General features: G+C 62.9%; 13 protein-coding genes and 2 pseudogenes. 7 read left to right on the forward strand and 8 right to left on the reverse strand.

Annotated features, from left to right (window positions below; genetic code table 11):
• Nucleotides 1-84: 84 nt before the first annotated feature.
• From NKI25_RS19410 to NKI25_RS19420, 3 genes and pseudogenes are all read left to right on the forward strand, one after another.
• A complete protein-coding gene (locus NKI25_RS19410) occupies nucleotides 85-558 on the forward strand; it encodes a CYTH domain-containing protein (RefSeq protein ID WP_352571575.1) in 474 nt (157 codons plus the stop codon).
• On the forward strand, nucleotides 555-1,502 hold the full coding sequence (locus tag NKI25_RS19415; protein ID WP_352591700.1) for a CHAD domain-containing protein: 948 nt from the start codon (nucleotides 555-557) through the stop codon (nucleotides 1,500-1,502). The genes NKI25_RS19410 and NKI25_RS19415 overlap by 4 nt, the downstream gene beginning before the upstream one ends.
• Before the next feature lie 41 nt (nucleotides 1,503-1,543).
• A pseudogene (locus NKI25_RS19420) lies at nucleotides 1,544-2,340 on the forward strand (C40 family peptidase).
• Nucleotides 2,341-2,466: 126 nt separating this feature from the next.
• On the opposite strand, the gene NKI25_RS19425 reads toward NKI25_RS19420, so the two are convergent.
• Nucleotides 2,467-3,270, reverse strand: coding sequence for a helix-turn-helix domain-containing protein (locus NKI25_RS19425; RefSeq protein WP_352575308.1), 804 nt, complete (start codon nucleotides 3,268-3,270; stop codon nucleotides 2,467-2,469).
• 115 nt (nucleotides 3,271-3,385) lie between these two features.
• On the opposite strand from NKI25_RS19425, the gene NKI25_RS19430 reads away from it, so the two are divergent.
• Nucleotides 3,386-4,246, forward strand: a complete 861-nt coding sequence (locus tag NKI25_RS19430) for an SMP-30/gluconolactonase/LRE family protein (RefSeq protein ID WP_352575306.1) — start codon at nucleotides 3,386-3,388, stop codon at nucleotides 4,244-4,246.
• Nucleotides 4,247-4,282: 36 nt separating this feature from the next.
• On the opposite strand, the pseudogene NKI25_RS19435 reads toward NKI25_RS19430, so the two are convergent.
• The 3 genes and pseudogenes from NKI25_RS19435 to NKI25_RS19445 form a co-directional block, all read right to left on the reverse strand.
• Nucleotides 4,283-4,506 (reverse strand): annotated as a pseudogene (locus tag NKI25_RS19435) (sodium-independent anion transporter); the annotation flags it as partial.
• A 259-nt stretch (nucleotides 4,507-4,765) separates the two neighbouring features.
• Nucleotides 4,766-5,467: a phosphatase PAP2 family protein gene (locus NKI25_RS19440; RefSeq protein ID WP_352620827.1), complete on the reverse strand. Its 702-nt coding sequence runs from the start codon at nucleotides 5,465-5,467 to the stop codon at nucleotides 4,766-4,768.
• 14 nt (nucleotides 5,468-5,481) lie between these two features.
• The gene (locus NKI25_RS19445) at nucleotides 5,482-5,820 is read right to left on the reverse strand and encodes a hypothetical protein (protein WP_023679017.1); all 339 of its coding nucleotides are present in this window, start codon (nucleotides 5,818-5,820) and stop codon (nucleotides 5,482-5,484) included.
• 201 nt (nucleotides 5,821-6,021) lie between these two features.
• On the opposite strand from NKI25_RS19445, the gene NKI25_RS19450 reads away from it, so the two are divergent.
• Complete coding sequence (locus NKI25_RS19450) at nucleotides 6,022-8,013, forward strand: PhoX family protein (RefSeq protein ID WP_352571568.1); 1,992 nt, start codon at nucleotides 6,022-6,024, stop codon at nucleotides 8,011-8,013.
• A 100-nt stretch (nucleotides 8,014-8,113) separates the two neighbouring features.
• Here NKI25_RS19450 and NKI25_RS19455 read toward each other — a convergent pair whose 3' ends face one another.
• The 4 genes from NKI25_RS19455 to NKI25_RS19470 form a co-directional block, all read right to left on the reverse strand.
• On the reverse strand, nucleotides 8,114-8,794 hold the full coding sequence (locus NKI25_RS19455; protein WP_352999093.1) for a GNAT family N-acetyltransferase: 681 nt from the start codon (nucleotides 8,792-8,794) through the stop codon (nucleotides 8,114-8,116).
• Nucleotides 8,791-9,282, reverse strand: a complete 492-nt coding sequence (locus NKI25_RS19460) for a MarR family winged helix-turn-helix transcriptional regulator (RefSeq protein ID WP_023679020.1) — start codon at nucleotides 9,280-9,282, stop codon at nucleotides 8,791-8,793. Before NKI25_RS19460 ends, NKI25_RS19455 begins: the two co-directional genes overlap by 4 nt.
• Nucleotides 9,283-9,446: 164 nt before the next feature.
• A complete protein-coding gene (locus NKI25_RS19465) occupies nucleotides 9,447-10,208 on the reverse strand; it encodes an ABC transporter permease (RefSeq protein ID WP_352451914.1) in 762 nt (253 codons plus the stop codon).
• Nucleotides 10,209-10,222: 14 nt separating this feature from the next.
• Nucleotides 10,223-11,149 carry an ABC transporter ATP-binding protein gene (locus tag NKI25_RS19470; RefSeq protein ID WP_352457877.1) on the reverse strand — a complete coding sequence of 309 codons (927 nt, stop codon included), beginning with the start codon at nucleotides 11,147-11,149 and terminating at the stop codon, nucleotides 10,223-10,225.
• A 263-nt stretch (nucleotides 11,150-11,412) separates the two neighbouring features.
• Here NKI25_RS19470 and NKI25_RS19475 point away from each other — a divergent pair, with 263 nt between their 5' ends.
• Complete coding sequence (locus NKI25_RS19475; RefSeq protein WP_352591691.1) at nucleotides 11,413-12,786, forward strand: cytochrome ubiquinol oxidase subunit I; 1,374 nt, start codon at nucleotides 11,413-11,415, stop codon at nucleotides 12,784-12,786.
• Nucleotides 12,783-13,787 (forward strand): cytochrome d ubiquinol oxidase subunit II, encoded by a 1,005-nt coding sequence (locus tag NKI25_RS19480; protein WP_352571564.1) that lies wholly within the window; start codon nucleotides 12,783-12,785, stop codon nucleotides 13,785-13,787. Before NKI25_RS19475 ends, NKI25_RS19480 begins: the two co-directional genes overlap by 4 nt.
• The last annotated feature ends 82 nt before the right edge of the window (nucleotides 13,788-13,869 follow it).

Raw genomic sequence — 13,869 nt, forward strand, 5'->3', positions numbered from 1 at the left:
AACAATTTAATCAATCGAATGATTAAAGTCAAGTGCGGTCAAGCGGCTTGCCAACTCTGGCCGTGCGCGCTTTAGTGCCTGGCCATGGGCAAGGAAATCGAGCGTAAGTTCCTGGTCTCAGGTGACGAATGGCGGGCAATGGTCGAGGCGGACATTCATATCCGTCAATTCTACCTAGTCGCCGAACCCAGCCGCACGGTGCGTGTGCGCATCAGCAACGATGCGGCCGCCAAGCTGACGCTCAAGTTCGGCAGCCAGGCACGCGAGCGCGATGAATTCGAATATCCGGTACCTTTGGCGGAGGCGCAGGAGATGCAGGCCTTTGCCATCGGACATGTCATCGAGAAGACACGCCACCATGTTAGACACCGCGGCTATCGCTACGAAGTCGATGTCTTCGGCGGGACGCTTGCGGGGTTGGTGATCGCCGAGCTCGAGACGCCGGATGATGTACAGGACGAAATGCTGCCACATTGGCTCGGCCGTGAAGTCACCGGCGAGCCGAGATTTTACAACGCGTCGCTCGCCCTTGGGGGGATTCCGGAGATCGTCGCATGAGCTTTCGTATCGATCCGCGCATGTCGCTGACCGGAGAGGTCAGGCGCATCTTCGCCGAGGAGATCGGCAAGGCGCTTGTCCATCTGGACGCCGCGCGTGACAGGCCCGAACAGGGGCTGCACAAATGCCGCAAACGGCTGAAGAACGTCCGCGCCTTGCTGCGCCTTGTCCGTTCCGGAGACGAAACATTCTGCGTGACGGAGAATCAGTGCTACCGCCAGGTGGCGGCCCTGCTTGCCGGCCCGCGCGAGGCGACCGCACTGGTGGAAACAATCGACCGGCTGGCGGCAAGCTTTCCCGAGCAAAGTGCCGGCGATGGCCTCGGTGCCGTGCGTGACAGGCTCGTCGCGCGCCAGCATGAACTGCATGGCGGAGCAGGCCTCGATGCTGCGATAGGCGCGGCGATTTCCGCTTGCGAGAAAGGTGTCGCCCGGATCGACAAGCTCGCTCTGCCCGACCAGCCGGAGCAGGCTGCCGACGTGCTCGCCGAAGGCGCGCGCACCACTTTGCGCCGCGCCAGGAAAGCGCTGGACAAGGCGGCTTCGCGCGGCGAAGCCGATGACTTTCACGATCTGCGCAAGGCGGCCAAGACGCATGGCATGCACCTGTCGCTGCTCGGCAGGCTGTGGCCGACGCCGATCAAGACGCGGCGCAAGGCCGTCGACGAATTGGGCGAGCGGCTTGGCGAGCTCCACGATGTGTTCGTCATGCGCGCGCTTCTAGATGCCGAGGACCAACCGCTCGGCCCCCCTGAGGAGACGCGGTTGCTTGCCAAGCTGCTGAAGCGCTCGGAAAAGGGCCTGAAAAAGACCTGCCTCGCCGAGGCGGCCGAGCTTTTCGGCGACAGTCCGAAGCGCTCGACGAGGAAGCTCGCCCGCAAGGTGCGCGAAGATCTCACAGCGGCACCGCAGCACGAAGACGCCGGCGCGCCTGGCGTGGGCTGATCATGGTCTAATTTGCCGCCCTGTGGTAATCGCCGTCTGGCATGACCGAGCCCGGCGACACGCTTCTGACCGACTTGGCCGCTGGCTTGCAGGCCGGCTGCAGGAGGAATCGTCCGGCTACGAGCCTTACACGCCGTCGGATGCCGAAACGCTGCGCCGCACGCTTGAGCCCGGCGACATCCTGCTCATCGAAGGTAACCAGAAGATCTCGGCGGCGATCAAATACCTCACCCAGTCGACCTGGTCGCATGCCGCCTTCTATGTCGGCGATGCATTACCGGAGCCGGAGGACGGATCGGAGCGGCGGCGCCTGATCGAGGTCACGCTCGGCGATGGCTGCATCGCCGTGCCGCTATCGCGCTATCGCAGCTACAACACCCGCATCTGCCGTGCGAGTGGCCTGGCTCCGGATGACCGCGAAGCGGTCGTCGCCTTCATGATCGGCAGGCTCGGTCTCAGATACGATCTCAAGAACATATTCGACATGCTGCGCTACTTCTTGCCGACGCCGCCGGTGCCGGTGCGCTGGCGCCGCCGCATGCTGGCTTTCGGTTCCGGCGACCCGACGCGTGCCATCTGCTCGTCGCTGATTGCCGAGGCCTATGGCCTGATCCGCTACCCGATCCTGCCGGAGATTACGCGGGCGCCTGGCCGTGCCTCGGCCCAGTCGAGCTATTCGCGCAGGGAAATCCTGCACATCCGCCATCACTCGCTCTACACTCCGCGCGATTTCGACCTGTCGCCCTATTTCCGTATTGTCAAGCCGACGCTGGAATACGGCTTCGACTACCGGCAGATGGTCTGGGATGACAAGGTGGCGAACAAGACCGCCGAATAGCCGCTCGATCTTGTGTTTGAGCAGGGGACCCTCTGAGAACCGGTTTGCTGCCGATACTCAGGGGTAAGAAGCTCAGTCAGACTGGCTGCCGCCAACAGCCCGGACTCGGTCGTTCTGCATTTAGACCTAGGCCGGCAGACGTCGTCCGTTTGCGGCAGCCGCAACTCGATCGTCCGTCCGTGCGCCTGCGTCGCGCGGATGCGGCCCGATCGGCATGATCACCGGGAACGGCGTTGCGCCGAACGCAAACGTCCATTTGTAGCCGACCAGTCCGTCTTCGGGCGTCGTGTGCTGGTCGTGATGAGCAAGCAATTTGGCGCGCTCCGCCAATTCCTCCGCCTCGCGCCTGACCATTTCCGCCGTTTCCGGCCGCATCCGCCTGGAGAAGCTGACGAACGTCGACTCGCGCTCAAGATGGGTGATGGCCCAGCCGATGAAATTCTTGTTGGTCGTCTCGAACAGCGGCCGCAATGGCCCGTCGAAATTCCACTGGATCGGCGCCTCGACCAGCAGCCTTGCCGACAGGCCGCGACCGAGCGCGACCAGGCCGAGTTCCTCGAGCTCGCGCAGATAGAGGAACATCGAAGCCTCGCTCAGCCCTTGTGAGCGCATGATGCCTTCGGGCGTGAATTTCTCGGAAAGCATGACAAAGACGAACAGCAGTGCCGGCTGCCCGGCGAGCTTGCGCTCGATCTCCGGCGCGATCTGGTTGGCGGGTCCTGGTCCTCTGTTCATAGAGCCGAGCACGTTCTCCAACTCTACGCCGGCGGCAGTGCAGATCTCCATCAGCCGGTCGAGCTTGCAGTTGCGCTCGTGGAAGATGCGCTTCACCGTCGGCTCGGAAACACCCATCCGCTCGGCAAGGACGCGATAGGTGATGCCCTTTGCCTTAAGCGTCCGCTTCAGCGCTTCGAAGATCAGGCCGTTCATGGGATGCACCTCTTTTGCACGATTTGGTATCAGCCTTCGGTACTAGTCCTGATAGATCTTCCCGAAAAGTATCGAAAGGCCTAGCTCTCCGCTAGTCCATTACAGGAGACTAGCCATGAAGAGCCTCTTCACCTCGATACTTCTCGCCCTGGTCGGCATCGCGGCCGCGCCGGCAGTTCAGGCCGCTGAACTCTGGCGCACCGGCGGCCTCGAGCAGCCTGAATCGGCGCTGTTCGACGCCGCCGGCCAGCGCGTTATCGTCTCGAACATCGTCGGTAATCCCGGCGAAGCCGACGGCAACGGCTATCTGTCGATCCTGTCGATGGACGGCAAGCTAGTCACGCAACACTGGACCGACGGCATGGACGCGCCCAAGGGCATGGCGATTGCCGGCGGCAAACTCTACGTCGCCGACATCACCCATGTGCGCGTCGTCGATCTCGCAAGCGGCAAGCTAACATCGACGATCGACGTGCCGAACGCGGTCTTCCTCAACGACGTGACCGCCGACGCGTCCGGCAAGATCTACGTCACGGATATGCTTGCCGATACGATCTATCGCATCGACGGCGACCGGCCCGAACTGTTCGTCAGGGATGCGGCGCTTGCTTCGCCGAATGGCATCTTCGCCGATGGCGGCCGGCTGATCGTCGCTTCCTGGGGCAAGGGCATCAAGCCCGACTTCAGCACCGCGGAGCCGGGCGGCCTGCTCTCGGTCGATCTTGCTACCAAGGCCGTTTCGCCACTGCCCGGCGCGGAAAAGTTTGCCAACCTCGATGGCGTCGTTGCCATCGGCGGCAGCATCTACGCCACCGCGTATATGACCGGCACGCTCTACCGCTACAAAGCCGGCGGCACGCCGCAAGCGGTTGCGACGTTCAAGCCGGGCAGCGCCGACATCGGCACCGACGGCAAGTCGACAATCTTCGTGCCGCTGATGAACGACGGCGAGATCGCGGCATTGGGCCTCGACTAAGCCAGCCATCGGCTCAGGCGGCGGGCGCGGCTTTCTTCAGCTGCGCCCGCGATCCGTGATCGAGGCGGCATAAGTCACCAGCGGCCGCTTGACGCCGTGGTTGATCAGCATGCGGCGTATCTGCGGCGAAGCGCCTGATATAATGAAGCGAACGCCGGCGCGGCTCGCCTTGTGGGCCGCACCCTCGATGACATTGGCCGCCGTTGATCGAAGAACGGCACCGCCGAACAGTCGAGGATGAAGTTCCTGCGCTGGCGCGGTCGGCGACGTCTTCCTGCACCAAGGATTGATGGTCTGCCTCCAAACATGCAGCACTCTTTGCCAGCCGATGCGCTGTCATGCTACAAACCTCGGCATCGTTTGGCGGGACATCCACTGCGATCCCGATTTCACAGGCACGACTTCAAAAGGATGAGCGGGTGAAGATATTCAAAGCGTTGGCGACCTCGACAGCCTTGCTGTCGATGGTTTTCCTGCTGGCAGGCTGCGGTCATGGCCTGATCAACAGGCTGATTTGAGTCAGGTGCCGTCGGCCCGCCCAAGCCATCGCTGCAGGAACCGTGCCGCAAGCCAGCACAGCATCGCCCAGGCAAAGCCGGCGCACCAGCCGGCCAATACGTCGGACGGCCAGTGGACGCCGAGATAGATGCGGCTGATGCCGACCACCACCGTCGTCAGCACCGCCAGCCCGAGTACATAGATCTTCGTTGTCCGCCCGGGCAAAAACCGCGCCGCCATGCTGCCCAGCGTCAAATATGTCACCGCCGACAGCATGGCGTGGCCGCTCGGAAACGAAAGCGATGCCACATCGGCGAGATGCGAGACCAGATCAGGGCGCGGCCGGTCGATGTCGAATTTCAGCACGCTTGACAGGAGCTGGCCGCCCGCTACCGCGACGAACATGAGAAGCGCCGCGCCTGGCCTGCGGATAAGGAGCAGGTAGACGATCATTGCTGCCGTGATCACCACCAGTACGCTGGCGCTGCCGAGGCTGGTGATGTCGCGCATCGCCCCTTCCAGCCACGCCGGTCCGATCGGATTGTCGGGCTGCCCGGCCTCGCGGAAGGCAAGCAGGATTTCGGTGTCGAAGGCATGCGGCGTGGTGGCCCGCGCCAGCTCCATCAGCTCCTCGAACCCCCACAGCCCGCCGGCAATGACCAGCCCGGCAAGCAGAACCGGGAACTCCAGCCAGTTGCGCAGTCTGCTTGCAATCTTCTTCATCGGCCCGATCGCAGTTACAGCCTTTGCAGATAGGGCCCGAGCGTGATCAGCGCCACAGCTGCGATGGCAAGCACGATGCCGGTTGCCTGTAAGGCATTGACGCGCTCGCCGAAGAAGACCAGCGCCACCACATTCACCGACACCAGCTGGATCACCGCCGACAGGCTGAACGACACCGACATGCCGAATTCACGGATCAGCCTCAGCATGATCAGATTGCCCAGCGAATAGAGCGCCAACGTCAGCACAATCTTGCCGAGGCTCGGCGCCAGCCCCCACTGTTTTGCGGCCATCGCCGCCAGCAGGAAGATCACCGTCGAAACGCAGAGCTGCCCAAGTCCCCAGAAACTCACTTTTGTTCTCTCCCGATGTGTCCCTACGCGCCTGCCGCAGCTCTTGTTTCCGAAGCGACGGTCGCGGTCAAGCGGGGCCGATGTTGGATACGAAATCGCAGGTGGCAATTAGCCGGCATGTCATCAAACTGTGACCTGCCGGCGATACCGGACTGGCCAGGCAACACGCTCCAGCAATCCATCCAGCCAGAGGCAGGCCCTATGACCGAACATCGCACCCCTGACGCCCATTTCCGAACCAGCCTGCTCGAGGAAAACGACGGGCCAGGAGCCAATCTCACCGACAACCGCACCATGGGTGAGATCATCGCCGCGCGGTTCTCGCGCCGCGGCTTCCTCAAGAGCTCGCTTGCCGTCTCGGCCATAGCCGCTACCGTCAGCCCGCTGGCGCTGATCACTGCCGACAACGCCCGCGCCGCCGAAGGCTCCGCCTTCGCTTTTGACGAGCTCGAGGCCGGCATCGACGACAAGCATCACGTCGCACCCGGCTATGACGCCGATGTACTGCTGCGCTGGGGCGATCCGCTGTTCGCCGATTCGCCGGAATTCGATCCGAGAAAACAGTCGGCGGAAGCCCAGGCCAGACAATTCGGCTACAACAACGACTATGTCGGCTATATCCCGATCGACGGCTCGGCCGAGCACGGCCTGCTGGTGGTCAACCACGAATACACCAATCCGCACCTGATGTTTCCGGGCCTCGTCACCATCGTCGACGGCAAGGCCAAGCAGGCGCCCCTCAGCAAGGAACAAGTCGACGTCGAGATGACGGCGCATGGCGGCACTATCGTCGAGATACGCAAGGTATCAGGCAAATGGCAGGTCGTTCGCGACGGCAAGCTCAACCGCCGCATCACCTCCAACACCGAGATCGCGCTCTCCGGCCCGGTCGCCGGCCACGACCGCGTCAAGACCAGCGCCGATCCGACCGGCACGAAGGTCATCGGCACCGTCAACAATTGTGCTGGCGGCGTCACGCCGTGGGGCACCTATGTCATGGCCGAGGAGAACATCCACGGCTATTTCTCGGGCGAGCTGCCGCAGGGGCATAAGGAAGCCGCCAATTACAAGCGCCTCGGCATTCCCGAAGGTGCCTATGAATGGGCAGCGCATTACGACCGTTTCGACATCGGCAAGGAGCCGAACGAGCCGAACCGCTTCGGCTGGATCGTCGAGGTCGACGTCCAGGCTCCGACTTCGGCGCCGAGGAAGCGCACCGCGATGGGGCGCTTCAAGCATGAGGGCGCCGAATCGATCGTCGCCAAGGATGGCCGTGTCGTCTTCTATCTCGGCGACGACGAGCGCTTCGACTATGTGTATAAGTTCGTCACCACAGGCAAGTTCGATCCGGACAACCGCGCCGCCAACATGGATTTGCTCGACGACGGCACCTTGCATGTCGCCAAGTTCGCCGAGGACGGTTCGGTCGAATGGCTGCCGATCGTCTTCGGCCAAGGGCCGCTGACGGCGGAGAACGGCTTTGCCAGCCAGGCCGACGTGCTGATCGAGACGCGCCGCGCCGCCGACCTGCTCGGCGCCACCAAGATGGACCGTCCGGAAGACATCCAGCCCAATGCCACCAACGGCAGGGTCTATGTCATGCTGACCAACAATTCGAAGCGCAAGGCCGACCAGGTCGACGCCGCCAACCCGCGTGCCGAAAATGCCTTTGGCCACATCATCGAGATCGTCGAGGACGGCGGTGATTTCACCGCGACAAAGGGCAGGTGGGAAATCCTGCTGAAATGCGGCGATCCCGCTGTGGCCGACGTCGGCGCCACCTTCTCGACCGCAACCACCGCCAATGGCTGGTTCGGCATGCCGGATAATTGCGCGGTCGATTCGGCCGGCCGCCTCTGGGTCGCCACCGACGGCCAAGGCCCGAAAGCCACCGGCCGCACCGATGGTCTGTGGGCTGTCGATACGGAGGGGACGGCACGGGCGACATCAAAGCTGTTCTTCCGCGTGCCGATCGGCGCCGAAATGTGCGGTCCCCTGTTTGCGCCGGACGACCAGACCGCCTTCGTTGCCGTCCAGCATCCGGGCGACGGCGGCGAGGACTGGGAGGCTTTCGGCCGTCCGTCCTACTATGAGGATTTGTCGACGCGCTGGCCCGACTTCAAGCCGGACATGCCGGTGCGCCCGGCGGTCGTTGCCATCACCAGGCAAGGCGGCGGCAAGATCGCGGTCTGACACGCAGCCAGCTCTTGCATCTCGAGGAAGGATTTCGGCGACACGAAATCCTTCCTTGAGATACGGGATGCATCCATGCTGCGCATCATGCGCCGACTAATCATTCGGTGCGCTGAACCACGGCGACATTCATTGTGCTTCGCAACCTGAAGCCGATGGACTCGTATAACGCTATGGCCGCGGCGTTGCTGGCATAGGCGTGGAGATAGGGAACTTCGCCGCGCGCCACTATCCGGTTTGCCACGAATAGGGACAGCAGCTTGCCCAGGCCACCGCCGCGAAATTCCGGATGTGAGCACACCCCGCTGAGTTCGGTATAGCCAGGTTGCTTCGTGCGCTCACCGGCCATTGCCGCAAGCCTGCCCTCGATTTTCACACCCCGAAAATCGCCCAGGCTCAAGGCTTCGAGCGTGAATGGGCCAGGCTTGGTGAGCAATGCCAGGGCGAGCATCTCAGCAGCATCGTCTCGGGTCAGACGATGCACGCGCGGGTCGGAGACGATCTGCAATGGCTGCTCGGCGATCATCTGAACCCCGGCTGCGGTCGAAGTCGCGGAAAGCCCCGTGGGCAGAGCAATCGCGTCCGCTTGAAGCAGGATCACACTCTCGCCCGGGGAGACAAGGTTTTCGAGCGCCCGCAGGCTTTCCGGGTCGTCCGCGCCAGTGGCGGCGAAAGGGACGATCGACGGCCGATATCGCATGGCGAGGTTGTCACCCTCCGCGAAGGCCCGATGTCGCGTCTGAAGCGCGCTCCAGATAGGGCGGTCGAGCAGATGTCTCATTGCGCGGCACCCTCAGGCTTATTTACACGACGGTCGAGAGGGGCAGCGGCGAGGCCGTCCTCGATGGCAGCCAGCTGCTCAAGAAGCGGCCCCGAAAAACCTGCGCACAAATCCGCAACCACGTTCTCGATGCAAGGCCAGACGTCGCGCTTTGCGACATCGACCAGCCGCCGGCCGTCCCGAGTAAGCGAGACGATCCTGCGCCGCTGGTCATCGGTCGACGGACTGACCTCGAGCAGTCCCAATCCGGCCAGAAGCGAGACGCTTCGCGTTACGCCTGGCTGCGCGATGCCAAGGGATTGCGCCAGTTCCCCGACCGACAGCGGACCCAGCCTGTCGAGCGCGGCCAGCAGCGGGTATTGGCTCGCCTGAACCGGGACATCCAGCCTGTCGAGCAGGCGCTGCGCCTCCGCTTGCAGTTGCTCGCCTATACGCTTCAGCCTGCTGCCCAGGCACAGGAAGCCAAGCGATCGTATGACGTCTTCCATAGGTCAATTCATCCCAACATCGATAACATGATATATAACAATGCATGAAAAGCAAGATCGAGGCATTCAAGCGCGGGTTCCAGGCATCGGGCGCAGGCCTATGTCGCCTTCGGCAAGGAAAGGTCGATCGATAAGGCTGCTTCGCCTGGACGAGGCCCGTTCGATCAGTTGCGCAGCCGGTAGCCGGTCCTGAAGATCCAGGCGACGATCGCTATGCAGATGAGCAGGAAGACCACCGTCATGCCGAGGCTGACGCCGACCGAAACGTCGGACTTGCCGTAGAAGCTCCAGCGGAACCCACTGACCAGGTAGACCACCGGGTTGAACAGCGTCACCGTGCGCCAGATGCCGGGCAGCATGTTGATCGAATAGAAGCTGCCGCCGAGGAAGGTTAGCGGCGTGATGATCAGCAGCGGCACCAGCTGCAGCTGCTCGAAGCTCTTCGCCCAGATGCCGATGATAAAGCCGAACAGGCTGAAGGTCACCGCCGTCAGCACCAGGAAGGCGAGCATCCAGAACGGATGCTCGATCGTCAGCGGCACGAACAGCGAGGCCGTCGCCAGGATGATCAGGCCAAGCACGATCGACTTTGTCGCCGCGCCCCCGACATAGGCGATGACGATCTCCAGATAGGACACCGGCGCGGACAGCAATTCGTAGATCGAGCCGACGAATTTCGGAAAATAGATGGCGAAAGAGGCGTTGGAGATCGATTGCGTCAGCAGCGACAGCATGATCAGCCCCGGTACGATGAAGGCGCCGTAGCTGATGCCGTCAATCTCGGTGATGCGCGAGCCGATGGCCGAACCGAAGACGACGAAATAGAGCGACGTCGAAATGACCGGGGAAACGATGCTCTGCAGCACAGTGCGAAGGGCGCGCGCCATCTCCACCCGATAGATCGCCCATACCGCATGAAGATTCATGGCCGCGCGCGGGTTCATGCCGGTTTCCTCACCAGATTGACGAAGATCTCCTCGAGCGAGCTGTTTTCCGTATCGATGTCGCGGAACTGGATGCCGGCCGCCTCGAGCTCGCGGATCAGCGAGGCGACGCCCGGCCGTTCGCTCTGGTTGTCATAAGTATAGGTCAGCTGTCCGCCATCCGGCGAAAGCTCCAGCGCGTAGTGCGAAAAAGTATCGGGAACGGTGGCCAGGGGACTGCGCAGTTCCAGCACAAGCCGTTTGCGGCCAAGCTTGCGCATCAGCTCGGCCTTGTCCTCCACCAGCACGATCTCGCCGCGGTTGATGACGCCGACGCGGTCGGCCATCGCCTCGGCTTCTTCGATGTAATGCGTGGTCAGGATGATGGTGACGCCGTCTTCGCGCAGCCGGCGCACCATCGCCCACATGTCCTGGCGCAGCTCGACATCGACGCCTGCCGTCGGTTCGTCGAGGAACAGGATGCGCGGCTCGTGCGACAGCGCCTTGGCAATCATCAGCCGGCGCTTCATGCCGCCGGACAGCGTGATCGCCTTGGCGTCCTTCTTGTCCCAGAGCGACAGGTCGCGCAGCACCTTTTCGACGAACGCCTTGTCCGCCGGCTTGCCGAACAGGCCGCGGCTGTAGTTGACCGTCGCCCACACGCTCTCGAAGGCGTCGATGGTCAGTTCCTGCGGCACCAGCCCGATCAGACTGCGCGCGGCGCGGTAGTCGCGGTTGATGTCATGGCCGTCGACGGTGACGGAACCCGACGAGCGGTTGACGATGCCGCAGACGATCGAGATCAGCGTTGTCTTGCCGGCGCCATTCGGCCCGAGCAGCGCAAAGATCTCGCCGCGCACGATGTCGAGATTGATCTCCTTCAGCGCCTTGAAGCCGGTGGCGTAGGTCTTGGTGACCCCGGAAATCGAGATGATCGGCTGCATGGCTGAAAACGACTGCTTGAAACAGAGTTGTTGATTTAATCCGCTGAATGTCGGTTCGCAAATCCGGATGTCAATGGCGCTCCTGACAGTTCTGGACCATCGAGGTTCGCCGGAATAGGCAACACCTGCCCGGTCGTCCAGCCAAATTCCACGCAAAAGCAGATTAACCGCACTGCGGCGTTCCGCCTCGCGGCGGGACGCCGCTTTGACCGTCCGGTGCATCAAGCCTATCCTTCAACAAACAAGCAGCAGCCGGAGCCGCCATGGACCCGCTCATTCTGTCGCGCATACAGTTCGGCGCGAACATCTCGTTCCACATCCTGTTCCCGGCGATCACCATCGCGCTCGGCTGGGTGCTGCTGTTCTTCAAGCTCCGCTACAACGCGACAAACGATTCCGCCTGGATGCGCGCTTATTTCACCTGGGTTAAGGTATTCGCGCTGTCCTTCGCCATGGGCGTGGTTTCCGGCGTCACCATGAGTTTTCAGTTCGGCACCAACTGGCCGGGCTATATGGAGACGGTCGGCAACATTGCCGGCCCGCTGCTGGCCTACGAAATCTTGACCGCCTTCTTCCTCGAGGCGGCGTTCCTCGGCATCATGCTGTTCGGCTTCCGCCGTGTCTCGAACCGCGTCCATACACTGGCGACGGTGCTGGTGGCCGGCGGCACCACCTTGTCCGCCTTCTGGATCATCGCGCTCAATTCGTGGATGCAGACGCCGGCCGGCTTCGAAATGCGCGATGGTGTTGCGCACGCCACCGACTGGTGGGCCGTTGTCTTCAATCCGTCCATGCCCTACCGGCTCGTCCATATGCTGCTTGCTTCGGGCCTGACCGTCTCGTTCCTGGTCGCCGGCCTGTCGGCGCTGCGCTATCTCTACGGCGATCGCTCGGAATCGATGTGGAAGGCGCTGCGCACCGGCGTCTTCACCGCCGCGATCCTGATCCCGATCCAGATCTTTGCCGGCGACCAGCACGGCCTCAACACGCTGGAACACCAGCCGCAGAAGATCGCCGCGATGGAGGCCAACTGGAACACCGGTCCCAACGTGCCGCTGGTGCTGTTTGCGCTTCCCGATGAAGCGGCCAAGGAGAACAGGTTCGAGCTCATCATTCCCGATGGCGCCAGCCTCATCCTCAGGCACAGCGCCGGCGGCATCGTACCGGGGCTGAACGATTATGCCGGCAACCATCCCCCGGTATTTCCGGTGTTCTGGGGCTTTCGCATCATGGTCGGCACCGGCCTCCTGATGCTCGCCGTCTCCTGGTCGGCGGCCTTCTTCCTCAAGCGCCGCCACGGCCTGCCCAAGCCGCTGGCGCTTGTCATGGTGCCGATGGCGCTGTCCGGCTGGCTGGCGACGCTGGCCGGCTGGTACACCACCGAGATCGGCCGCCAGCCCTGGCTGGTCACCGGCGTGCTGCGTACCGCCGATGCTGTCGGGCCGGTCGCCGGCAGCCATATCGCGCTGTCGCTCGCGGTCTATCTCATCCTCTATGTGCTGCTCTTGATCGCCTATCTCGGCGTGTTGGTGCATCTGGCATTGAAGGCGGCGAAGGATGGTGACACCTCGCCGCTACCGGGCGTCATGAACAGGCCGCTGTCGCAGCCGGTTGCGCAACCAGGAGAAACATCATGAGCTTCGACTGGCCGACCCTGCTGCCTCTGATCTTCGCCGGCCTGATGGGCCTCGCTATCCTGATCTACGTCATCCTCGACGGCTTCGATCTCGGCATCGGCATCCTGTTCGCCGCAGCCGAAGACACCGAACAGGATACGATGATCGCCGCCATCGGCCCGTTCTGGGACGCTAACGAGACCTGGCTGGTGCTGGCGGTGGGCTTGCTGCTGGTCGCCTTTCCATTGGCGCACGGCACCATTCTGACGGCGCTCTACATTCCGGTCTTCGTGCTGCTGGTCGGCTTGATCCTGCGCGGCGTCGCCTTCGATTTCCGCGCCAAGGTGCCGGCCGGCAGGAAGCACCGCTGGAACCGCATCTTCTTCCTCGGCTCGGTCATCGCTTCGCTGGCGCAAGGTTATATGCTCGGCGTCTATGTGCTCGGCCTCGACGTCGGCCCTGGCGGCATGGCGTTCGGCGCGCTGGTGGCGCTCTGCCTTGCCGCGGCCTACGCGGCGATGGGCGCGGCCTGGGTCATCTATAAGACCGAAGGCGATCTGCAGAAGAAGGCGGTGCTGTGGCTGCGCACGGCGTTGGTGCTGACCGCGCTCGGCATGGTCGCGGTATCGCTGGCCACGCCCTTTGCCAGCGCGCGCATCTTCGACAAATGGTTCGTCTGGCCGGCCATGCTCTATTTGTCGCCGCTGCCGATCCTGTCGGCAGTGCTGTTCCTGTGGCTGTGGCGCCAGACCTTCCATCTGCCGAAGCCCGACGACCGCCACGCGCTGCTCCCGTTCCTGACATTGGCCGCGATCTTCACGCTCGGCTTTGCCGGCCTCGCCTGGTCGTTCTACCCCTTCGTGGTGCCCGACCGGCTGACCATCTGGCAGGCTGCTTCGGCACCCGAAAGCCTGGCCGTCATCCTGGTCGGGACGGTCGTCGTGCTGCCGATCATCATCTTCTATTCGTTCTTTGCCTACCGGGTGTTCGCCGGCAAGGCGACGGATCTGACCTATGACTGACCGGTATCGCCGTCGCCTGAAACAGAATATTCATCTTCAAGCGGAATAACCTTCTCTGGCCGGCCCAGCAGAATCGCCGGCA

The sequence above is a fragment of the Mesorhizobium sp. M0808 genome (genome assembly GCF_040320025.1).
Taxonomy (GTDB): domain Bacteria; phylum Pseudomonadota; class Alphaproteobacteria; order Rhizobiales; family Rhizobiaceae; genus Mesorhizobium.